20 protein-coding genes and 1 tRNA gene are annotated in these 20222 nt (G+C 74.2%); 16 read left to right on the top strand and 5 right to left on the bottom strand.

The window, feature by feature from the left end; all coding sequences use genetic code 11:
- Positions 1–105: 105 nt before the first annotated feature.
- Positions 106–891: an SGNH/GDSL hydrolase family protein gene (locus TNCT1_RS22790; RefSeq protein WP_143635154.1), complete on the top strand. Its 786-nt coding sequence runs from the start codon at positions 106–108 to the stop codon at positions 889–891.
- Positions 892–1080: 189 nt separating this feature from the next.
- Here the strand turns inward: TNCT1_RS22790 and TNCT1_RS22785 are convergent, their stop codons facing one another.
- Positions 1081–1701, bottom strand: a complete 621-nt coding sequence (locus TNCT1_RS22785; RefSeq protein WP_143635079.1) for a TetR/AcrR family transcriptional regulator — start codon at positions 1699–1701, stop codon at positions 1081–1083.
- 67 nt (positions 1702–1768) lie between these two features.
- Complete coding sequence (locus TNCT1_RS22780; RefSeq protein WP_143635077.1) at positions 1769–2950, bottom strand: Glu/Leu/Phe/Val dehydrogenase dimerization domain-containing protein; 1182 nt, start codon at positions 2948–2950, stop codon at positions 1769–1771.
- Between the two features lie 185 nt (positions 2951–3135).
- Here TNCT1_RS22780 and TNCT1_RS22775 point away from each other — a divergent pair, with 185 nt between their 5' ends.
- From TNCT1_RS22775 to TNCT1_RS22705, 15 genes are all read left to right on the top strand, one after another.
- Positions 3136–4329: an MBL fold metallo-hydrolase gene (locus tag TNCT1_RS22775; protein ID WP_174266402.1), complete on the top strand. Its 1194-nt coding sequence runs from the start codon at positions 3136–3138 to the stop codon at positions 4327–4329.
- A gap of 111 nt (positions 4330–4440) precedes the next feature.
- Positions 4441–5874, top strand: a complete 1434-nt coding sequence (locus tag TNCT1_RS22770) for a polysaccharide pyruvyl transferase family protein (protein ID WP_235902841.1) — start codon at positions 4441–4443, stop codon at positions 5872–5874.
- A gap of 379 nt (positions 5875–6253) precedes the next feature.
- Positions 6254–8257: an ATP-binding protein gene (locus TNCT1_RS22765; RefSeq protein ID WP_174266401.1), complete on the top strand. Its 2004-nt coding sequence runs from the start codon at positions 6254–6256 to the stop codon at positions 8255–8257.
- Between the two features lie 95 nt (positions 8258–8352).
- Positions 8353–8787: a roadblock/LC7 domain-containing protein gene (locus TNCT1_RS22760; protein WP_143635072.1), complete on the top strand. Its 435-nt coding sequence runs from the start codon at positions 8353–8355 to the stop codon at positions 8785–8787.
- A 2-nt stretch (positions 8788–8789) separates the two neighbouring features.
- Complete coding sequence (locus TNCT1_RS22755; RefSeq protein WP_143635148.1) at positions 8790–9161, top strand: DUF742 domain-containing protein; 372 nt, start codon at positions 8790–8792, stop codon at positions 9159–9161.
- Positions 9139–9738 (top strand): ATP/GTP-binding protein, encoded by a 600-nt coding sequence (locus TNCT1_RS22750; RefSeq protein ID WP_143635070.1) that lies wholly within the window; start codon positions 9139–9141, stop codon positions 9736–9738. Before TNCT1_RS22755 ends, TNCT1_RS22750 begins: the two co-directional genes overlap by 23 nt.
- Before the next feature lie 60 nt (positions 9739–9798).
- Entirely contained in the window at positions 9799–10374 is a 576-nt protein-coding gene (locus tag TNCT1_RS22745; RefSeq protein ID WP_143635066.1) for a GAF domain-containing protein, read from the top strand.
- A gap of 200 nt (positions 10375–10574) precedes the next feature.
- Entirely contained in the window at positions 10575–11603 is a 1029-nt protein-coding gene (tdh, locus tag TNCT1_RS22740) for an L-threonine 3-dehydrogenase (protein WP_143635064.1), read from the top strand.
- A 47-nt stretch (positions 11604–11650) separates the two neighbouring features.
- Complete coding sequence (locus TNCT1_RS22735; protein ID WP_143635061.1) at positions 11651–12850, top strand: glycine C-acetyltransferase; 1200 nt, start codon at positions 11651–11653, stop codon at positions 12848–12850.
- A 31-nt stretch (positions 12851–12881) separates the two neighbouring features.
- On the top strand, positions 12882–13793 hold the full coding sequence (locus TNCT1_RS22730; RefSeq protein WP_143635059.1) for a LysR family transcriptional regulator: 912 nt from the start codon (positions 12882–12884) through the stop codon (positions 13791–13793).
- A gap of 35 nt (positions 13794–13828) precedes the next feature.
- Positions 13829–14401, top strand: coding sequence for a helix-turn-helix domain-containing protein (locus TNCT1_RS22725; RefSeq protein WP_143635057.1), 573 nt, complete (start codon positions 13829–13831; stop codon positions 14399–14401).
- 2 nt (positions 14402–14403) lie between these two features.
- Positions 14404–14928, top strand: a complete 525-nt coding sequence (locus TNCT1_RS22720; protein ID WP_143635145.1) for a GNAT family N-acetyltransferase — start codon at positions 14404–14406, stop codon at positions 14926–14928.
- A gap of 30 nt (positions 14929–14958) precedes the next feature.
- Entirely contained in the window at positions 14959–15318 is a 360-nt protein-coding gene (locus tag TNCT1_RS22715; RefSeq protein WP_143635055.1) for an MmcQ/YjbR family DNA-binding protein, read from the top strand.
- An 88-nt stretch (positions 15319–15406) separates the two neighbouring features.
- Entirely contained in the window at positions 15407–16705 is a 1299-nt protein-coding gene (locus TNCT1_RS22710) for an MFS transporter (RefSeq protein ID WP_143635053.1), read from the top strand.
- 148 nt (positions 16706–16853) lie between these two features.
- Positions 16854–16930: transfer RNA gene (locus TNCT1_RS22705), tRNA-Pro, on the top strand.
- A 29-nt stretch (positions 16931–16959) separates the two neighbouring features.
- Here the strand turns inward: TNCT1_RS22705 and TNCT1_RS22700 are convergent.
- The 3 genes from TNCT1_RS22700 to TNCT1_RS22690 all read right to left on the bottom strand — a co-directional run bounded on the left by TNCT1_RS22700 (position 16960) and on the right by TNCT1_RS22690 (position 20219).
- Positions 16960–18051 carry an MASE1 domain-containing protein gene (locus TNCT1_RS22700; protein WP_143635051.1) on the bottom strand — a complete coding sequence of 364 codons (1092 nt, stop codon included), beginning with the start codon at positions 18049–18051 and terminating at the stop codon, positions 16960–16962.
- A gap of 89 nt (positions 18052–18140) precedes the next feature.
- On the bottom strand, positions 18141–19475 hold the full coding sequence (locus TNCT1_RS22695; RefSeq protein WP_143635049.1) for a PP2C family protein-serine/threonine phosphatase: 1335 nt from the start codon (positions 19473–19475) through the stop codon (positions 18141–18143).
- A 216-nt stretch (positions 19476–19691) separates the two neighbouring features.
- Positions 19692–20219: an NUDIX hydrolase family protein gene (locus TNCT1_RS22690; protein WP_174266408.1), complete on the bottom strand. Its 528-nt coding sequence runs from the start codon at positions 20217–20219 to the stop codon at positions 19692–19694.
- Positions 20220–20222 lie beyond the last annotated feature (3 nt).

Here is a 20222-nt window from a genome sequence, read left to right as displayed (position 1 = left end):
TCTCATCTCACCGTTAGTCAACCCCTGCCTACGGTCGCGTAGGTCACATCCGAAGGTGAATCATGGTCCGACGTGGCAGACGATTCGAAGAGTGACAACACATCAGTGATCGGGTCGTACGTGGCGGTGGGGGACAGCTTCACCGAGGGCGTCGGCGACCCCGGGCCCGACGGGTCGTTCGTGGGCTGGGCCGACCGGTTCGCGGTCCTGCTCGCCGACCGGCGGCCCGAGGGCGACTTCAACTACACCAACCTCGCGGTCCGCGGGAAGCTCCTCGACCAGATCATCGAGGACCAGCTCCCGCAGGCGGTCGAACTGGCCCCGGACCTGGTCTCCTTCTGCGCGGGCGGCAACGACATCATCCGGCCCGGCACCGACCCCGACGAGGTGGCCGAGCGCTTCGAGCGGGCCGTCGCCCGCCTCGCGGCGGCCGCGGGCACGGTGATGGTGACGACCGGCTTCGACACCCGGGGCGTGCCGGTGCTCAAGCACCTGCGCGGCAAGATCGCCACCTACAACGGGCACGTCCGCGCCATCGCCGACCGGTACGGCTGCCCGGTGCTGGACCTGTGGTCACTGCGGTCCGTCCAGGACCGCAGGGCCTGGGACCACGACCGGCTCCACCTCTCGCCCGAGGGGCACACGCGTGTGGCGCTGCGGGCCGGGCAGGCCCTCGGCCTGGAGATCCCCGCCGACCCGGAGCAGGCCTGGCCCGCGCTCCCGCCCCGGGGCACCCTGGAGATCCGCCGGGACGACGTCCACTGGGCCCGCGAGTACCTCGTCCCGTGGATCGGCCGCCGGCTGCGCGGCCAGTCCTCCGGGGACCACATCACGGCGAAGGGCGCCCTGTCGCCGCACGACATCAAGATGCGCATCGCCGCGGTCGCCTGACCCTGGCCCACGGCGCACCCGCACCCGTGCCGGCCACCGTGCCGGCACGGGGCACGCCGCGCGCCCGGGGCGACCCCGGCCCGCGACCTCGGCCCGTGCCCCCGGCCCCTGGAGTCCGGTCGGCGCGATGCCGCCGGGCGGCGGCCCGCAGGGGCGTCCGGCCCGGGGTTCCGCGCGGGCCGGGCCGGCTCAACGTCTGCGGGTGGTCAGTTCGTCCGGCCGCAGGCCCAGTTCACGGGCCAGGGCGTCGTCCACCCACTCCTGGGCGCGGGCGCGCGCCACCGCGCCCGGGTAGGACGTGAGCTGTACGGCCAGGCCGTCGAGCAGGGCGGTCAGCCGCAGCGCGGTGCTCGCGGGGTCGGGGCAGGTGAACTCGCCCCCCGCCACTCCCTCGGCGATGACTTCGGCGATCGCCGCCTTCCACCGCTGGTCGAGGTCCCGGGCGACCGCCCGCAGGGCCGGCTCGCGCAGCGACACCGCCCAGCCCTCGATCCACAGCCGCCAGCCCTTGGCCTGGCCCGTGGGCGCGTACCAGCGCACGGCGGCGCGCAGCCGGCGCAACGCGGAGGTCCGCCGGCCCAGCAGCGCCCGAAGCCGCGCCAGGTCGTCCTCGGCCGCGTGGGCGAAGGCGGCGGCGACCAGCTTCTCCTTCGTCGAGAAGTGGTACAGCACCAGTGCGTTGCTCACCCCGAGCGCTGCGGCCACGTCGGCGATCCTGACCGCCGCCACGCCCCGCGCCTCGATCTGCCCGATGGCCGCCCGCAGCATCTCCTCCCGCCGCTCGGCCACGCTCAACCGCACTCTCGCCACGCGGTCACCCTAGACCGTCCGGGGGACACCGCCCCAGGCCGCCGCCGGCCCCCGCGCCCGGCGGGCTTCAGCGGTCCGGGCCGAAGCGGTCCGCGATCACCGGCAGGCGGTCCGCGGCCAGGGCGTGGGCGGCGGCGCGCGGAGTCGTCCCGTCGGCCAGCGCGCGGTCCAGCACCAGCCCGGTCAGCGCGCGCATCGAGCGGCGGACGTGGGCGAACGCCTCTTCGGCGGCCGGGCCGATGTCGCCGAACAGCGTCCACCACCACCAGGCGTTGGTCGCGGAGTTGACCACCACGTCCGGCAGCACCGTCACCCCGCGCGCGGCCAGCAGCCGCTCCGCCTCCGGCAGTACGGGCATGTTGGCGGCCTCGGCGATCCAGCGGGCGGTGACCCGCGCCTGCCCGGCGGCGTCGACCGCGTACGACACCGCCGCCGGCACCAGCACCTCGGCGTCCGCCGACAGCCAGGCGCCGGCGGGCAGTTCGCGGTCGTCCGGGCGCAGCACCGAGCGGTCGAGCGTGCCGTACGCGTCCCGTGCGGCCAGCAGCGCCTCCACGTCGAGGCCGTCCGGATTGGCGACGGTGCCCTTGACGTCGGCCACCGCCACCACCGTCAGACCCGCGCGCGCGAGGAAACGCGCCGTGGCCCCGCCCATCGTGCCCAGCCCCTGCACGGCCACCCGGGTGCCCCGGTACGGCACCGACGCCCGGTCCAGGGCCGTCAGCACCGACTCGGCCACCCCGCAGCCGCCCACCAGCTCGTCCAGGCCGATGCCGTCGACCCGCACCGCGAAGGCGTCCGCGAGCCGGGCCCGGGCCGCCGGCTCGTCGTCCAGCAGCGGGAAGACCGCCTGGACGGTGGAGACCAGGCCCGCCTCGGCTGCGGCCCGGTCCACCAGGTCCTGGCTGAGGCCCAGGTCCTCGCCGGTGGTCCAGCAGCTCTCCACGTAGGGCCGCACGGCGCGCAGGTAGCGCACGAGCAGCCCGTAGGCCGCCGGGTCCCGCGGATCGCAGTCGATGCCGCCCTTGGCGCCGCCGAGGGGGACGTAGCGGGCCCGGGGGTCGTAGTGCAGCGCCTCCTTCAGCGTCATGCCGCGCGCTAGTCCGGTGACCTCCTCGAGCGTGCAGCCCGGGCGCATGCGCAGCCCGCCGCTGGCCACTCCCCGGACCAGCCGGTCGACGACCAGGAAGCCCTGGCGTCCGGTGACGTGGTCGGTCCACACGAGCGACAGGTGAGGTGCGGCGGTCATGGGGGCTCCCGGGGGACGGTCACTGAACGGCCGGTCAGTATTCGCAGCCGCCGCTTCCCTGTCAAAGCGCCCTGCGGACCGGCACGGACCGGCACGGCCATGGTGCGGCCGCAGGGGCGGGCGGGCCGCGCTGTCGGTGGTGCCGTCCATAATGGAGGACCTCAGCGACTCCACTGGAGGTAACCGTGACCGGTCGGCGTTCCAAGGGCTCCGGGCTCGGCGCACTGCGGCCCGAGGGCTTCGGCGCGCAGCCGAGCGGTGAGCGCCTCGCCCGGATCCGCCGTTCCCCGCACTTCAGGGACGGCGTCTTCCAGAACCCGGGCGGCACCGCCCGCACCCGGCCCTCCGGCTCGCCGCTCGACCTCGTCAAGGTCTTCCTCGACAAGGACACCCGGCCCCTGCGCTCCCCGGCCGGCACCGTCCCGGTGCACGCCACCACCCTCGCCGACCTGGCCAAGCCGCCCACGACCGGGCTGCGGGTGACCTGGCTCGGCCACTCCAGCGTGCTCGTCGAGATGGACGGTCACCGCGTCCTGTTCGACCCCGTCTGGGGCGAGCGCTGCTCCCCGTTCCCCTTCGCCGGGCCCAGGCGGCTGCACCCGGTGCCGCTGCCGCTGGCCGCGCTGGGCCCGGTCGACGTGGTGGTCGTCTCGCACGACCACTACGACCACCTGGACATGCCCACGATCAAGGCGCTGGCCGGCACGGACACCCTGTTCGCCGTGCCGCTGGGCGTCGGCGCGCACCTGGAGCGCTGGGGCGTCGCGGCCGAGCGGCTGCGCGAACTCGACTGGCACGAGTCGACCGAGGTCGGCGGCCTCACCCTGACCGCCACCCCGGCCCGCCACTTCTGCGGCCGCGGCCTGCGCAACACCCAGCACACCCTGTGGGCGTCCTGGGTCGTCGCCGGCGAGGAGCACCGGGTCTACCACAGCGGTGACACCGGCTACTTCGAGGGCTTCCGGGAGATCGGCGCCGCCCACGGCCCGTTCGACGTCACGATGGTCCAGATCGGCGCGTACAGCGAGTTCTGGCCCGACATCCACATGACCCCCGAGGAGGGTGTGCGCGCCCACCTCGACCTGCAGGGCGGCGCTCCGCACGGCGTGCTGCTCCCGATCCACTGGGGCACCTTCAACCTCGCCCCGCACCCGTGGGCCGAACCCGGCGACTGGACCAAGGAGGCCGCCGAGGCGGCCGGCCAGGCGGTGGCCCTGCCCCGGCCGGGCGAGCCCTTCGAAGCCGCCGGGAAGCTCCCCGCCGAGGCCTGGTGGCGGTTCGTCTCCGCGCCCGTCGCCCACCTCCGGCGCCGGCCCCAGGAGCCGCCGGCCGCGGCGGACTTGGACCGCGCCGAGGTCGACCTGGCCGGCGAGCGGTGAGACGGGACGGCCTCGCCGGCGAGCGGTGAGGCGGGACCGCCTGCCACGCCGAAGAAAAGGATGTGCAAGGATTCCGTAAAAGGGAGCCGCGGGCTACGCTCTCGGCCTGTGATGCGCATTCTCATGCAGGCGGGCAACGACCCCTTCAGTGTGCCCTCGATCGAAAGCACCCTGGTGCGCAACAGCATTCGGGGCAACGTCGGCAATCTGATGTACACGAATGCCGCCTACCGGCACATGTCCGTGCCGGACGCGGAGATACGGGTCGACACGACGCACTTCGCCGAACTGACGGTCGCGGACGCGGACCGGATCAACGACGAATGCGACGTCTTCGTGCTGCCGATGGCCAATGCCTTCAAATCGAAGTTCATTCCGCACATGCACATCCTCGCGGACCTCATCGGCAAGCTGAGGGTGCCGGTGGTGGTGTTCGGGGTCGGCGCACAGGCGAAACTCGATTACGACACCGCGTTCCTGAAGCCCGTCGACGAGGCCGTCAAGCGGTTCGTCGGGGCGGTGCTCGACCGTTCGGCGTCCATCGGCGTGCGGGGCGAGTTCACCCAGCGCTACCTCGGCGAACTCGGCTTCCGCGACGTCGACGTCATCGGATGCCCCTCGGTCTACTTCCGCGGCCCCGGCTTCCGGATGGAGCACCCGGGCGGGCAGGCGCTGCCCGAGGGGGCCCGGATCGCCCTGTCCACCGCGCTGCGGCTGGCGAACGCCGAACTCGCCTCCGCCATCAACGACTCCGTCCTCGAGCAGCACCCCGGGCTCACCTACTTCGCCCAGGAGGGCCGCGACCTCCAGACGCTCTACTGGGGTGACACCGCCGTCGCCGCCCGGCGGTCCATGCCGATGCCCGACCTCAGCTCGCACCCGCTGATCCGCTCGGCCGACGTGTGCGTCCCGCTGGAGCCGCACAGCTGGATGGATGCCCTGGCCCGTTACGACTTCGCCCTCGGAACGCGCATCCACGGCAATATCGCCGCGCTGGTCGCCGGCACCCCGGCGTTCGTCCTCGCCCATGACTCGCGGACGCTCGAACTGTCCCGCTACCACCACATCCCGCACCGGGTCATCACCGACCTGGACGCCGACGCCGACGTCGCCCGCCTCTACGCCGAGGCCGATTACACGGCGTTCAACGCCAACTATGCCGAGGGATTCCAGCGGCTGCTCGACTTCATGACCAGAAACGGCCTGCGGAACACCTACGAGCACGGGGACGGCGGAGCCGAATACGACCGCCGGGTGCGGGCCGCGGAATTCCCGAGTCCGTTCCGTCGCTCCGAGGCCGAGAGCGTGCAGGACCTGCTGTTCCGCATCACCATGCTCCGGGAGCAGAACAAGGCGATAGCGCGCCAGGCCGCCAGGGCGGAGAAGAAGGCCGCAGCCCAGGCCGGCCACATCAAGAAACTCGAAGCCGCGCTCGCCGCACAGCGCGAGTCCAGCGAGAAGCGGCTGCGGGCCCTCGAGGCCCAGGCGAAGAAGCGGCTGCCCACCAAGGCGCGGCGTCTCGTCAAGCGGCTCGCGCCGAAGTGACGGGGCCCGCCGCGAGTGACGGAAGGTGACTGATCGCGGTTCCGCTGCCGCGGCCACCGCCCGCGGCGTCCGTGTCGGCCAGACACCGCGATCCGCTCGGCGGCCTTTCCGGGGGCCGGTACGCACACCAGTGCTACCGGCCCCCGCTGCTTGGTTCCGACCACTTCTGACCAGGTCGGATCGACTCTTTACGGGTCTGCCCCGTCGGCCCGGCGCGGTCGTCGGTCTGTCGTACGACGCCTCATACCAGAGCGGGACGCTGCCCGGGGGACTTTGCCGACTGCCCGTCGCACCTGATGCACAGACGACTACTGTGAGTGTCCGTCGCCCGACGCAGGGCCTGGGCGAACCAGGCCGACGGACCAGTACGAGGACGCAGATGTCTCATCTCCGTGCACCGGCCGCCCGTGCCGACCGCCGTGAGGGCGGCCGCCACGGAAGACCGGTCGCCCGACCCGCTCCCGCACTGCCCGAGACGCACATACGGCCCCAGCTCATGCGGCTCGCCGTGCTGCCGCCCGTCGCCGTCGCCCTCAGCGCCACCGCCGCCGTCCTGTTCACCGTCCGCTCCACCGGCGCCCGCCCGGGCCCCGCGCTGTGGGCCGTGCTGGCCGGAGCGATGGCGGTGACCGCCGCGGGCGTCCTGATCGCCGCCGTGGCCGCCGACCGCGCCGCCCGCTCGGTCGCCGACCGGGTCGACGCCCTGCGCCGCGGCGCCGCCCGAGGCGAGGCCGAACTGCACGCCCTGGTCGAAGCGTTGCGGCAGGGTGAGGCGCCGGCCAGGCGTGGGCCGGGCCGCCGGCCGCCCGCGGACGCCGATGACCTCGACCTGCTCGCCGCCGACCTGGCCCGGGCGCACGACGGCGCCGTCACCGCCGTCGTGCGGGCCGCCCAGCTCTCCAGCCAGGCCGGCAGCGAACAGAAGCTGGAGGTCTTCGTCAACCTGGCACGCCGGCTGCAGTCCCTGGTGCACCGGGAGATCTCGATCCTCGACGACCTGGAGAACGAGATCGAGGACCCCGATCTGCTCAAGGGCCTGTTCCACGTCGACCACCTCGCCACCCGGATCCGGCGGCACGCCGAGAACCTCGCCGTGCTCGGCGGCGCGGTGTCCCGGCGGCAGTGGAGCAACCCGGTGGACATGACCGAGGTGCTGCGTTCGGCCATCGCCGAGGTCGAGCAGTACTCCCGGGTCAGACTGGTCCCGCCCGTCGACGGCGAACTGCGCGGCCACGCCGTGGCCGACGTCATCCACCTGCTCGCCGAACTCGTCGAGAACGCGACGGTGTTCTCCGCCCCGCACACCCAGGTGCTGCTCCGCGCCAACCTCGTCACCGCCGGGCTCGCCGTGGAGGTCGAGGACCGCGGGCTCGGCATGCCCGTCGGCGAGCAGCACCGGATGAACGCCCTGCTCGCCGACCCCGACCAGGTCAACGTGGCCAGCCTGCTGGCCGACGGCCGCATCGGGCTCTACGTGGTCTCCCAGCTCGCCCGGCGGCACGGCATCTCGGTGCGTCTGCAGAGCAACATCTACGGCGGCGTACAGGCCGTACTCGTAGTCCCCCAGGCCCTGTTGGGCACGGCACCCGGGGCGGCCGAGGCGGCCGGGGCCGAGGCCGGCGGGGCGGCGGTGCCGCAGCCCCGGGATCCGGCGATGCAGGGGCGATCTACGCCACCCGCCCAAGTCCCGTACGCCACGACGGCGTTCGGGAACGCATCCGGACCGGCGGACGCGGAGCGGGCCGCCGGAACCGGTCCGGGCGGCGAAGGGCCCGCGCCGGAGCCCGCGCCGGACGCAGCCCCAGTCCCGGTCCCGGCCACCGGCCGGCGGCGGCACGCGCTGCGCGCAACCGGGCACCCCGGCGACCTGAACGCCGTTGAGCGGAAGGGGAGTACGCACCCGGACGGGACGCACGGCGCGACCGCCCGCGGCGAAGCCGGGCGGAGCGGACCGGCGCCCGACGGCGCCGCCCCGGCACCGCTTCCCGTGCGGGCCGCGCGGGAGAAGCGGGCCGACCCCGCCGAGGCGGTACCGGGCGTCGGGCCCGAGCACCGGTCGGCGGCCGAGTCGCGCGCGGGCGTCCTGCCCGCCCCGCGCGCCGCCACGGCCGTGCGCGGCACCATGGGCAGACCCGGGCTGCCGCGCCGCCGCGCCCAGGAGCACATCGTCCCCCAGTTGCGCGGCGGCCCCGCCCCGCGGCAGGACACCGGACCCGTCGCGGGCCACGACCCCGGGCTGATGGCCGCCTTCCAGCGCGGCACGGGGCTGGCCGAGGCGCAGCAGGACACGGAGCCCGATCCGCGGCCCGCGGCCCCGCAGCACGTCCACTCGCCCGCCGCCGAAGGCGCCGGCCGCCCCGGCGGGAGCACGCCGGCCGGATGACCCCGCCGACCGGTCCCACGGGCCCCGCCCCCGTCCCCAGCACCCCAAGCCCCAGCGCTCCCGCTGGTCCTCGTACCCCAAGGAGTCGATCCACCATGGCGAGCGATGCGCCGACCGCCCAGGCATCCGACCTCGACTGGCTGCTGAGCGGCCTCGTGCAGCGCGTACCGCACACCTCCAGCGCGGTGCTCCTGTCCTGCGACGGGCTGGTGAAGTCCGTGCACGGCCTCGATCCCGACAGCGCCGACCACATGGCGGCCCTGGCCTCCGGCCTGTACTCCCTCGGCCGCAGCGCCGGCGTCCGGTTCGGCGACGGCGGCGACGTCCGCCAGGTCGTCGTGGAACTCGACACGACGCTGCTCTTCGTCACCACGGCCGGCTCCGGCACCTGCCTCGCCGTGCTCGCCGGCCGCGAGGCCGACGCCGCGGTGCTGGGGTACGAGATGGCGATGCTGGTCAAGAGCGTGCGCCCCTACCTGGTGACCGCGCCCCGCCGGCACGCCGCCGAACCCACGGGGACGCGGCCTTGAGGGTGGCCGCAGCCGGCGACGGGCCCTGGCTCGACGACGCCGCCGGACGGCTGGTGCGCCCCTTCACGGTCAGCGACGGGCGCACCGAGCCCAGCATCTCCCTCGACCTGCTGTCGCAGGTGATGGCCACCGGCGTCACCCCGCTCGGCTACCTCGGTCCCGAGCACGCCCAGGCGCTCGAGGTGTGCCGGGCGCCCGTCCCGGTGGCCGAGGTGGCCGCGCACCTGAGACTGCCCGCGGTGGTCACCAAGGTGCTGCTGTCGGACCTCGTCGACTGCGGGGCGCTGACCACCAAGCCGCCCGTCTTCCGCCACACACCCACTGACCGGTCTCTGCTGGAGGCAGTGCTCGATGGACTACGACGACAGCTCTGACCTGTTCCCCACGGCGCTGAAGATCCTCGTGGCGGGCGGGTTCGGGGTCGGCAAGACGACCTTCGTGGGAGCGGTCAGCGAGATCGCCCCGCTCAGCACCGAGGAGCTGCTCACCACCGTCAGCGCCGCCACCGACAACCTCGACGGCATCGAGAACAAGGTCGAGACGACGGTCGCCATGGACTTCGGCCGGATCACCCTCGACCCGCGGCACGTGCTCTACCTGTTCGGCACGCCGGGGCAGGAGCGGTTCTGGTTCATGTGGGACGAGCTGTCGGAAGGGGCGCTCGGCGCGGTCGTCCTCGCCGACACCCGCCGCCTGCAGGAGTGCTTCGCGGCGGTGGACTTCTTCGAGGAGCGCGGCCTCGCCTTCATCGTCGCCGTCAACGAGTTCGACGGCGGCTACCGCTACGACCCGGAGGAGGTGCGTGCCGCCCTCGACCTCGACCCGCGGATCCCCGTCGTCCCCTGCGATGCCCGCATCTCCAGCTCGGGCGTGCAGACCCTGCTCGCCCTCGTACGCCACCTCATCGCCCACGCCACGGCGCCCGCGCCGAGCCACGGCGCCCACCTGTGATCCAGCCACACCGCCGACGGAGCCGCCCATGAGGTACGTCCACGACGCCGGAGAACGGTCATGAGCTACGAGCCGCCCCGTCCGGTGAGGGGCCTGCTGCTCACCCCCGAGGACAAGGACGCCCCCGCCCGTGCCTCCAGACTCCGCGGGCTCGGCCTGGGGGAGCGGGCCGAGCCCGCTCTCGACGCCTTCGCGGACCATCTCGCCCGGCTCACCGGGGCGCCGTACGCGATGGTGAACTTCGTCGGCGAGGACCGCCAGTTCTTCGCGGGCCTGCGCGCCCCGGGCGCCGCCCCCGCGGTCCGGGAGGACGGCGGCAGGCCCGGGGCCGGCCGCTTCCTGCCGCGCGACCACGGCTTCTGCCCCCACGTGGTGGTCCGGCGCAAGGCCCTGGTCCTGGAGGACGTCCGCGACTACCCGCGCTTCGCCGGCAATCCGGTGGTCGACGAGTACGGCATCCGCTCCTACCTGGGCGCCCCGCTCATCGACAGCACCGGCATGGCGCTGGGCACGGTGTGCGCCGCCGACGTCGCCCCACGGGCCTGGGGCAGGACCGGGCTGGAGACGATCAAGTCGCTGGCCGCCGAACTCGCCGCGCACCTGGAGGGATCGGCGCGCGACGGCCTGCCGCTGTGAGGGGACGCCCGCCGGCCCCGGGCGCGCGGCGCGGTCCGCGCCCGTGGGGCGTGAAGGAAAGCTGAGGCGGCGGTTAAGAAAAGATCGATGGACCCCGGTGCGCGCGTACGGCAGATTGCGGGGTGATTCCACCCCTCTGACCCGGTGCGGGCCGCTCGGCATGCCCGCGGGCCGGGACCTCACCCACAGGAGCCGTAGCGTTGAAGGCGCTGGTCAAGGAGAAGGCGGAGCCCGGGCTCTGGCTCACGGACGTCCCGGAGCCCGCCATCGGTCCCGGTGATGTGCTGATCAAGGTCATGCGGACCGGTATCTGCGGCACCGACCTGCACATCAGGGCATGGGACGGCTGGGCGCAGCAGGCGATCCGCACCCCGCTCGTGCTGGGGCACGAGTTCGTCGGGCAGGTCGTGGAGACCGGCCGCGACGTCGCCGACATCCGGGTCGGCGACCGGGTCAGCGGCGAGGGCCACCTGGTGTGCGGCAAGTGCCGCAACTGCCTGGCCGGGCGGCGCCATCTGTGCCGGGCGACCGTCGGACTCGGCGTGGGCCGGGACGGCGCGTTCGCCGAGTACGTCGCGCTGCCGGCGTCCAACGTCTGGGTGCACCGCGTCCCCGTCGACCTCGACGTCGCCGCGATCTTCGACCCGTTCGGCAACGCCGTGCACACCGCGCTGTCGTTCCCGCTCGTCGGCGAGGACGTCCTGATCACCGGCGCCGGCCCGATCGGCCTGATGGCCGCGGCGGTGGCCCGCCACGCCGGCGCCCGCAACGTCGTCATCACCGACGTCAGCGAGGAGCGCCTGGAGCTGGCCCGCAAGATCGGCGTCAGCCTCGCCCTGAACGTCGCCGCGACCACCATCGCGGACGGGCAGCGTGAACTCGGTCTGCGCGAGGGCTTCGACATCGGCCTGGAGATGTCCGGCCGCCCCGAGGCCATGCGGGACATGATCGCCAACATGACGCACGGCGGCCGGATCGCCATGCTCGGCCTGCCCGCCGAGGAGTTCCCGGTCGACTGGGCGCGCGTCGTCACCTCGATGATCACCATCAAGGGCATCTACGGCCGCGAGATGTTCGAGACCTGGTACGCGATGTCGGTCCTGCTGGAGGGCGGCCTGGACCTCGCCCCCGTGATCACCGGCCGCTACGGCTACCGCGACTTCGAGGCGGCCTTCGCCGACGCGGCCTCCGGCACGGGCGGCAAGGTCATCCTCGACTGGACCGCCTGATCCCCGGCCCGGTTCGCCCCTCCCCCTCGTACTCGCTGGAGTCCCTCATGTTCACCTCTGTCCGTGACGACCTGCGCGCCACCCTCGAAGAGATCCGCGCCGCCGGTCTGCACAAGCCCGAGCGGGTCATCGACACCCCGCAGTCCGCGACCGTCAACGTCAGCGCCGGCGGCCGCCCCGGCCAGGTCCTCAACTTCTGCGCCAACAACTACCTCGGCCTCGCCGACCACCCCGAGGTGGTCGCCGCCGCCCACGAGGCGCTCGACCGCTGGGGCTACGGCATGGCCTCGGTCCGCTTCATCTGCGGCACCCAGGAGGTGCACAAGGAGCTGGAGGCCCGCCTGGCGGCCTTCCTCGGGCAGGAGGACACCATCCTGTACTCCTCCTGCTTCGACGCCAACGGCGGTGTCTTCGAGACCCTGCTCGGCGAGCAGGACGCGGTGATCTCCGACGCCCTCAACCACGCCTCCATCATCGACGGCATCCGGCTGTCCAAGGCCCGCCGCTTCCGCTACGCCAACCGCGACCTCGCGGACCTGGAGGCCCGGCTGAAGGAGGCGACCGAGGGCGGCGCCCGGCGCAAGCTGATCGTCACCGACGGCGTCTTCTCCATGGACGGCTACGTCGCGCCGCTCGCCGAGATCTGCGACCTCGCCGACCGCTACGACGCGATGGTCATGGTCGACGACTCGCACGCCGTCGGCTTCGTCGGCCCCTCCGGCCGCGGCACCCCGGAGCTGCACGGTGTGATGGACCGCGTCGACATCATCACCGGCACCCTCGGCAAGGCGCTCGGCGGCGCCTCCGGCGGCTATGTCGCCGCCCGCGCCGAGATCGTCGCCCTGCTGCGCCAGCGCTCGCGCCCGTACCTGTTCTCCAACACCCTCGCCCCGGTGATCGCCGCCGCCTCCCTGAAGGTCCTCGACCTGCTGGAGTCCGCCGACGACCTGCGCGTCCGGCTCGCCGAGAACACCGCGCTGTTCCGCCGCCGGATGACCGATGAGGGCTTCGACGTCCTCCCCGGCGACCACGCCATCGCGCCCGTCATGATCGGCGACGCGGCCGAGGCGGCCCGGATGGCGGAACTGCTGCTGGAGCGGGGCGTGTACGTGATCGGCTTCTCCTACCCGGTCGTCCCGCAGGGCCAGGCCCGCATCCGCGTCCAGCTCTCCGCCGCGCACTCCACCGAGGACGTGGACCGGGCGGTCGACGCGTTCGTCGCGGCGCGCGCCGCACTGGCGGTCTGACCGGCCCGGACATGGGGCGATAATTGACCCCATGATCGAAGCGCGGCGGCTCCACATCCTCCGTGCGGTGGCCGACCACCGTACGGTCACGGCGGCGGCCGCCGCGCTCTACCTCACCCCCTCCGCCGTCTCCCAGCAGCTCACCGCGCTGGAGCAGGAGACCGGCCACCGGCTGGTCGAGCGGAGCGCCAAGGGCGTGCGCCTGACCCCGGCCGGCGAGATCCTGCTCAGCCACACCAACGCCGTCCTGGCCCAGCTCGAGCGGGCCGAGGCCGAGCTGGCCGCCTACGGCTCGGGGGAGGCCGGCACGGTCACCGTGGCCGCCTTCGCCACCGGCATCGCCGAGGTGGTGGCGCCCGCCGTGGCCCGGCTGGCCTGCTCGGCGCCCGGGATACGGATCCGGGTCCAGGACGCCGAGGGCGACGCCAGCCTGCCGATGGTGCTCGACCGGCAGGTCGACGTGGCCGTGGCCGTGGAGTACCGGGGCGCCCCGGCCGCCGACGACCCCCGGCTGACCCATGTGCCGCTGTACGCCGAGCCCTTCGACGCGGTCTTCCCGGTGGGCCACCGCCTCGCCGACGCCGGGGAGGTCCCCCTGGCCGAGCTGGCCAAGGACGTGTGGATCGGGCCGTACCCGGGCAACCCCTGCCACGACGTGGTCGTCCTGGCCTGCGAGAGCGCCGGGTTCCAGCCCCGGCTTGAGCACTCCTCCGACGACTTCCGCGCCGTGGTCGCCCTCGCCGCGGCCGACGCGGGCGTGGCCCTCGTGCCCCGCTCCGCGCTGCGCGGCATGGACCTCGCGGGCGTGGTCGTCCGCCCGGTCGACGGGGTGGCCCCCACCCGCCGGGTCTTCGCGGCGGTGCGCCGGGGCGCCGAGGGGCACCCGCTGATCCGCCCGGTGCTCCAGGCCCTGGGGCGGGCGGCGGGCGTGAGCCTTCCGTAACAGGGCCGTCTCATATCAGGGATAGCGTCCCGGATATGAGAACCGAGTCCCCGGATTCCGTGGACGCCCGGATCGGCGCCCGGCTGGCCGAACTCCGTGCCGGCCGCGGCTGGTCCATGGGCGAGCTGGCCGAACGCAGCGGAGTGAGCAGGTCGACCCTCTCCCGGGCCGAGCGCGCCGAGATCAGCGCCACCGCCTCCCTCCTCAACCGTCTCTGTCACGTCTACGGACGCACCATGTCCCAGCTGCTCAGCGAGGTCGAGGCGGAACCGGCCGCGCTGGTCAGGGCGGCCGATCAGCGGCTCTGGCAGGACCCCGCCGCCGGCTTCGCACGGCGGTCCGTCTCCCCGCCGCACGGCGGCCTGCGCGGCGAACTCGTCGAGGGCCGGCTCACCCAGGGCGCCGACATCGCGTACGACCGCCCGCCCGTGCCCGGCCTGGAACAGCACCTGTGGGTCCTGGACGGCACCCTTGAGGTGACGGTCGGGGACACCGGCCACGCCCTCGGCGCCGGGGACTGCCTGCGGATGCGGGTGTACGGGCCGACGCGGTTCCGCTGCCCCGGCCCCGGCGGGGCGCGCTACGTGCTGGCGGTGGTGCGGCCGTGACCGTGCTGCGCTGGACCGACACCGAACTGCGCGGCAGGTCCCGGGAACTGGCCGGCCTGCTGGTCGACACCGTGGCCGGGGGAGCGTCGGTCGGGTTCCTCGCCCCGCTCGGCCCGGCCGAGGCCGCCGGCTGGTGGCGGGAGCGGGCCGACGCGGTGGCGGCCGGCCGGCTCACGGTGTGGGTGGCGGTGGACGGCACGGACCGGGTGACCGGCACGGTGAGCCTGGCCCTGCCCGACAAGCCCAACAGCCGCCACCGCGCCGAACTCGTCAAGCTGATGGTGCACCGCTCCGCGCGCGGACAGGGCCTCGGGCGCAGGCTCCTCGCCACCGCCGAGCGGGCGGCGGCCTCCGCCGGCATCACCCTGCTCCACCTGGACACCGAGACCGGCAGCCCCGCCGAGCACCTGTACCGCTCGGCCGGCTGGACCCTGGCCGGCACCATCCCCGACTACGCGGCGAACCCGGCCGGCGAACTGCGCCCGACCACCCTCTACTACAAGCGGCTCGCCCCGCCCGCCGGGTGACTGTCAGAGGCGGGGGCTACGGTGCCTGGCATGCCGGACGCAGAAGACGCACGCCGTATCGCCCTGTCCCTGCCGGACACCACGGAGAAGACCGCCTGGAGCATGCCCACGTTCCGGGTGGCCGGGAAGATGTTCGCCACCCTCCCCGAGGACGAGACGTCCATCGCCGTGCGCTGCCCGAAGGAGGAGCGCGACGAACTGGTGCTGGCCGAACCGGAGAAGTTCTGGATCGCCGGCCACGAGGCCCAGTTCGCCTGGGTGAGGGCACGGCTCGCCGCGCTGGACGACGAGGCCGAGCTGCGCGACATCCTCGCCGACTCCTGGCGCCAGGCCGCCCCGCCCCGGCTCCAGGACGCGCACCCGGACCTGGGGGCGCCGGACGGCCGCTGAAAACGGCTCGGCGGGCACCGGCGCGGCATGACATGATCCCGCGCGGCGCACCAGGCGAGGGCGGGGAGCCGGGAGGGGTGGACGCGGGATGACGGGTACGCGCTCACGGCGCGACGGCGTCGCGGACACGGGTACGGGGCGGGGACGCCGGGCCGGAGCCGGGGGCCCGGCGGTCTGGTCGCGGGACTTCGCGCTGTTCTTCGTGGCCAGGGCCGTCGCGCGGCTCGGCGACACCATGCTCCCCGTGGCGCTCGCCGCCGGACTGCTGCGGCACGGGTACGGCGCGGGCGCGGTCGGTCTCGCCATGGCCTCCACGTCCGCCGCCTTCGCGGGCCTCGTCGTGTTCGGCGGGGTGATCGCCGACCGGTTCAGCACCCGCAGACTCATGATCGGCGCCGATCTGGTCCGGCTGGTCACCCAGTCCCTCGCCGCGGGCCTGTTCTTCACGGGGCACGTGGTCCTGTGGCAGATCTGCGCCATCGGGGTCGTCGGCGGCGTGGCCGCCGCCGTCTTCCAGCCGGGCGTGGCCAGCACCGTGCCCCGGCTCGCCCCCGACGTCCAGGGCGCGAACGGCGCGATCCGCGTCGCCGAGTCCGCGGCCCAGCTCGCCGGACCGGCCGCGGCCGGCCTGCTGGTCGGCTTCGCCTCGCCCGGCGGTGTGTTCGTCGCGCACGCCGCCACCTACGCGGTCAGCGCCCTGTGCCTCCTGCTGCTGCGGCTGCCCCCGCTGCCCGCCGGCCACCGCACCGCCGGGCCCGGACTGCGCGCCTTCCGGGCCGATCTGGTCGAGGGCTGGCGGGAGTTCAGGTCCCGGACCTGGCTGTGGGGCGTGATCGTCATCTGGGGCGTGTACATGATCGCCACCTGGGGGCCGACCGTGCCGCTGGTGGCCACCGAGGTCGTGGAGCAGCACGGCCCGCGCGCCTACGGCCTGATCAACTCGGCCCTCGGCGCGGGCACGGTCGTCGGCGGCCTGTTCGCACTCCGGCTGCGACCGCGCCGCATGCTGCGCGCCGGGGCACTCGCCCTGTTCGCCTTCTTCGGCTTCCCGGTCGCCGTCGGCGCCGGTCTCGGCGTGCCGGCCATGGCGGTGGGCGCGGCGGTGGCCGGGGCCGGGATGTCGTTCTGGGGCGTGATGTGGGCGACCAGCGTGCAGACCCAGGTGCCCGGTGACGTCCTCAACCGCATCCACGCCTACGACGTGGCCGGCTCCCTCGCGATGATGCCCGCCGGCCAGGCCCTCGCCGGACCGGCGGCCGCCGCCCTCGGCGCCGGGCACGTGCTGCTGGTCGCGGGCGGCGTGAGCCTGCTGGTGGCCGTGGCGCTGCTCTCGGTCCCGGCGATACGGGACCTCACTCGGGCCGACGGCCAGACCCCGGCGCGCTGAGCGACCCCGGGCGCCCGCCCGCGCGCCCCCGCGCCCTCCGAGAGGCCTACGACCCCCGGCCGCCGGAAACGGATGCGCGACCACCGACCCGAGTGCGGTATTGTTTCCCTGCGCGTTTCGACCAGGGAAACCCCAGGTCAAACGGCACCGGGACGTGGCGCAGCTTGGTAGCGCACTTGACTGGGGGTCAAGGGGTCGCAGGTTCAAATCCTGTCGTCCCGACCAGCTTCTTGAGATGGTCGGAGGTCGTTCTCTCAGCGATGAGGGGACGGCCTTTGTCGTGTCCGCCGCTCCTCCGCCCGCCGCTCCTCCGACCGAGGCTCGCCCGCACCGGCCCCGTCGTCCTTCCCGGTGTCTTCGCCGGCCGCCCCGTCCGGCCCCCGGGCGTGCAGGGCATGGTGGTCCCCGGTGGTGATCTCGGCGACCATCGAGGCCAGTTGCCGGCAGGCCCGCTCGATCTCGAGCTGGGACTCGGCCCGCTCACCGAGGACCGCGGCGAGCAGCAGCGCGGTCAGCGCGGCGGAACCGTTGAAGGCCTGCAGAGTGATCATGCGGGTGACCAGGTCGTGGCCGGCGAACGGACCCGACCGGCGCGCGGCGGCCACGATCGCGAAGGCCGACACGGCCAGCGCGCAGGGAGCGGCCCCGGCCAGCCGGAAGCGGAAGGCCGCCCAGAACAGCAGCGGGAAAGCCAGGAACAGCAGCGGCGCGCGACCGGCCTCCAGGAAACCGACACAGACCGTGGCCACGGCGAGCAGCAGCCCCTCCGCCCACCGGACCGGCGCCACGTCCCCCGGCCGGTGGGCCCTGGCCAGCACCAGCAGCACCGGGGTGACCACGAGGACGCCCGTCGCGTCACCGGTCCACCACACCGTCCAGGTCGGCCAGAAGCGGTCGGGGGCCAGCGCACCGGAGATCACCAGGGCCGCGGTGCCCGTCGTCGAGCTGATCAGCATCCCGGTGAACGCGCCCAGGAAGATCAGCGCCAGCGCGTCCCGCAGCCGGTCCAGTTCCTCGCGGAACCCGGTGCGGCGCAGCAGCGCGTAGGAGCACAAGGGCGCGAGGGTGTTGCCGGCCGTGATGGCGAGCACGGCCGGCACCGACGGCCCCAGCGTGATGTTCACCAGGAACGCGCCGAGCGTGATGCCGGGCCAGACCCGCGGACCGCGCAGCAGCAGCGCCGCCACCGCGATCCCGCTGGGCGGCCACACGGGCGTGACCTGACCGCGCACCAGCTCCTGGAGCAGGCCCAGCCTGGCCGAGCCGTAGTAGAGCGCGGCGACGACGCAGACCTCGAGGGCGGTCGAACCACCGCTCCGGAGCCGTTCCCGCCACGCCACGGACATCGGGCGACCTCCGCTCACATCGCCCCGAGGCCATCATCCGTCCGTTGCGCCTCTCGTGCGCGTCAGCGCCGCCGGGCCGCGCGCCCGGGTCAGCCGACCGGGGTGCGCAGGGCGAGGACGGCCATGTCGTCGTGGCCGTCGCTGGGGTGGTGGTCCGCCAGCTCCCGGACGAACTCCGGCAGCGGCAGGGCGGCGTACGACCCGGCGAGCTCGGCGAGTTCGCGCAGGCTCTCGTCGATGACGTGGGCGGGATGCTCGATCAGGCCGTCGGTGAAGAAGACCACGGTGGCGGCCGGGGGCAGCGGCCGGGAGTGCTCGGGGCGGGGCTGCCCGGGGTCCACGCCGAGCGGCAGCCCGGGCTCGGCGAACAGGAACTCCGCCCGGTGCTCCGGGGCGATCAGCATCGGCGGGACGTGGCCGGCGGTGCTCCAGCGCAGCCGCCAGCCCGTCCCCTCGGGTTCGATGCGGGCCAGCGTGGTCGTCGTGACCGGGTTGTCGGTGATCGCCTCCAGCGTCCGGTCGAGCTGGGTGAGGACCGCGCCGGGCGGATTGCGGTGGTCGAACAGCAGGGCGCGCAGCATGTTGCGGGTGGAGGCCATCGCGGCCGCCGCCTGCAGGTCGTGGCCGACCACGTCGCCGATGACGACGGCCACGGCGCCGTCGGGCAGCCGTACGGCGTCGTACCAGTCCCCGCCGAGCTGACTGGGCTCCGCCGCGGGCCGGTAGATGGCGGCGGCGGTGAAGGGCCGCAGGTCGGGCAGGGTGGGCAGCAGCAGCCGCTGGAACTGCTCGGCGCCGACCCGGACCCGCTCGAACAGCCGGACGTTCTCGATCGCGATGCCGGCCGCGCTGGCCAGGGCGACGACCACGTTCTCGTCGTGCAGGTCGAAGGGCCGCCCGTCCAGCCGCTCGGAGAGGTAGAGGTCGCCGTAGATCTCGCCGCGGACGCTGATCGCGACACCCAGCAGCGTCCGCATGGGCGGGTGGCCGGAGGGGAAGCCGACGGAGGACGGGTGGGCGGTGATCTCGTCGACCCGCAGCGGCTCCGGGTAGCGGATCAGATGGCCGAGGACGCCGAGGCCACGCGGCAGACCGGACTCCTCCAGCGCTCGGCGTTCGCGCTCCGAAAGCCCCTCCGCGATGAACTGCTCCAGACCCTCACCGGCCCGGTTGAGCACGCCGAGGGCCCCGTAGCGGGCGCCGACCAGCTCCATCGCGGTGGTCACGATGCGGCGCAGCACAGCGGGCAGCTCGACCTCGCGGGTGATGGCCACGACCGCGTCCAGCAGGCCCTGCAGCCGGTCCATGGTGAACAGCAGCCCGCGCAACTGCTCGTCGATCCGGCCCAGCTCGGACCGCAGGCGCGAGTGCAGGTCGGGCAGGGGCGGGCGCCGCGGGTGCCGGCCCTCCCGGTGTCCGGCCATCACGCGCGCCCTGCCGTCCGGCGCCCGGTCCCCGGGCCCGCCCGCCGGCCGCGGCGGACCGGCTCGGACAGCCCCCCGGTCCAGCGGTGCATGCCGGCCTCCTGACACGATCCCCCGTGGCGGCTGTGTCGTCCTTCGATTGTGGCATCGACGGGCCGCGGCCTCAGCGGGAACGGGCCGGGGCGCCGCGGACGGGAGCGGCACCCGCCGGCGGCGTCAGGACACGCACCCCACATGGGCGAGGGCCTGCTTCAGCAGCACGCCGTGCCCGCCCGGCATCTCGCCCTGCACGGCCGCCGAGGCGGCCTCCTGCGGGCTGAACCAGACCAGGTCGAGCGCGTCCTGGCGGGGGCGGCAGTCGCCGGTGACCGGCACGATGTAGGCCAGCGACACGGCGTGCTGACGCGGGTCGTGGTACGGCGTGATGCCGGCCGTGGGGAAGTACTCGGCGACCGTGAACGGCTGCAGCGACGCCGGCACCCGGGGCAGCGCGACCGGGCCGAGGTCCTTCTCCAGATGGCGCAGCAGCGCGTCCCGGACCCGCTCGTGATGCAGGACCCGGCCGGACACCAGGGTCCGGCTCACCGTTCCGTCCGGCCCGATGCGCAGCAGCAGCCCGATGCTCGTGACCTCGCCGCTGTCGTCCACGCGCACGGGCACGGCCTCGACGTACAGGATCGGCATCCGGGCCCTGGCCATCTCCAGCTCGTCCGAGGTCAGCCAGCCGGGCGTGGTTTCGGTCATGTC

It is taken from the genome of Streptomyces sp. 1-11 (assembly GCF_007176755.1).
GTDB lineage: Bacteria > Actinomycetota > Actinomycetes > Streptomycetales > Streptomycetaceae > Streptomyces.
Note: the sequence above shows the minus strand (reverse complement) of the source record. Positions and strands in the feature narration are given on the sequence as shown.

Excerpts from the sequence above, each read along its gene's own strand:
- TNCT1_RS22750 (WP_143635070.1), top strand. The coding sequence starts at position 9,139 with ATGGACTACGACGACAGCTCTGACCTGTTCCCCACGGCGCTGAAGATC.
- TNCT1_RS22745 (WP_143635066.1), top strand. The coding sequence starts at position 9,799 with ATGAGCTACGAGCCGCCCCGTCCGGTGAGGGGCCTGCTGCTCACCCCC.
- TNCT1_RS22760 (WP_143635072.1), top strand. The coding sequence starts at position 8,353 with ATGGCGAGCGATGCGCCGACCGCCCAGGCATCCGACCTCGACTGGCTG.
- TNCT1_RS22710 (WP_143635053.1), top strand. The coding sequence starts at position 15,407 with ATGACGGGTACGCGCTCACGGCGCGACGGCGTCGCGGACACGGGTACG.
- TNCT1_RS22730 (WP_143635059.1), top strand. The coding sequence starts at position 12,882 with ATGATCGAAGCGCGGCGGCTCCACATCCTCCGTGCGGTGGCCGACCAC.
- TNCT1_RS22735 (WP_143635061.1), top strand. The coding sequence starts at position 11,651 with ATGTTCACCTCTGTCCGTGACGACCTGCGCGCCACCCTCGAAGAGATC.
- TNCT1_RS22690 (WP_174266408.1), bottom strand. The coding sequence starts at position 20,219 with ATGACCGAAACCACGCCCGGCTGGCTGACCTCGGACGAGCTGGAGATG.
- TNCT1_RS22725 (WP_143635057.1), top strand. The coding sequence starts at position 13,829 with ATGAGAACCGAGTCCCCGGATTCCGTGGACGCCCGGATCGGCGCCCGG.
- TNCT1_RS22770 (WP_235902841.1), top strand. The coding sequence starts at position 4,441 with ATGCGCATTCTCATGCAGGCGGGCAACGACCCCTTCAGTGTGCCCTCG.
- TNCT1_RS22715 (WP_143635055.1), top strand. The coding sequence starts at position 14,959 with ATGCCGGACGCAGAAGACGCACGCCGTATCGCCCTGTCCCTGCCGGAC.
- TNCT1_RS22700 (WP_143635051.1), bottom strand. The coding sequence starts at position 18,051 with ATGTCCGTGGCGTGGCGGGAACGGCTCCGGAGCGGTGGTTCGACCGCC.
- TNCT1_RS22695 (WP_143635049.1), bottom strand. The coding sequence starts at position 19,475 with ATGGCCGGACACCGGGAGGGCCGGCACCCGCGGCGCCCGCCCCTGCCC.
- TNCT1_RS22765 (WP_174266401.1), top strand. The coding sequence starts at position 6,254 with ATGTCTCATCTCCGTGCACCGGCCGCCCGTGCCGACCGCCGTGAGGGC.
- TNCT1_RS22780 (WP_143635077.1), bottom strand. The coding sequence starts at position 2,950 with ATGACCGCCGCACCTCACCTGTCGCTCGTGTGGACCGACCACGTCACC.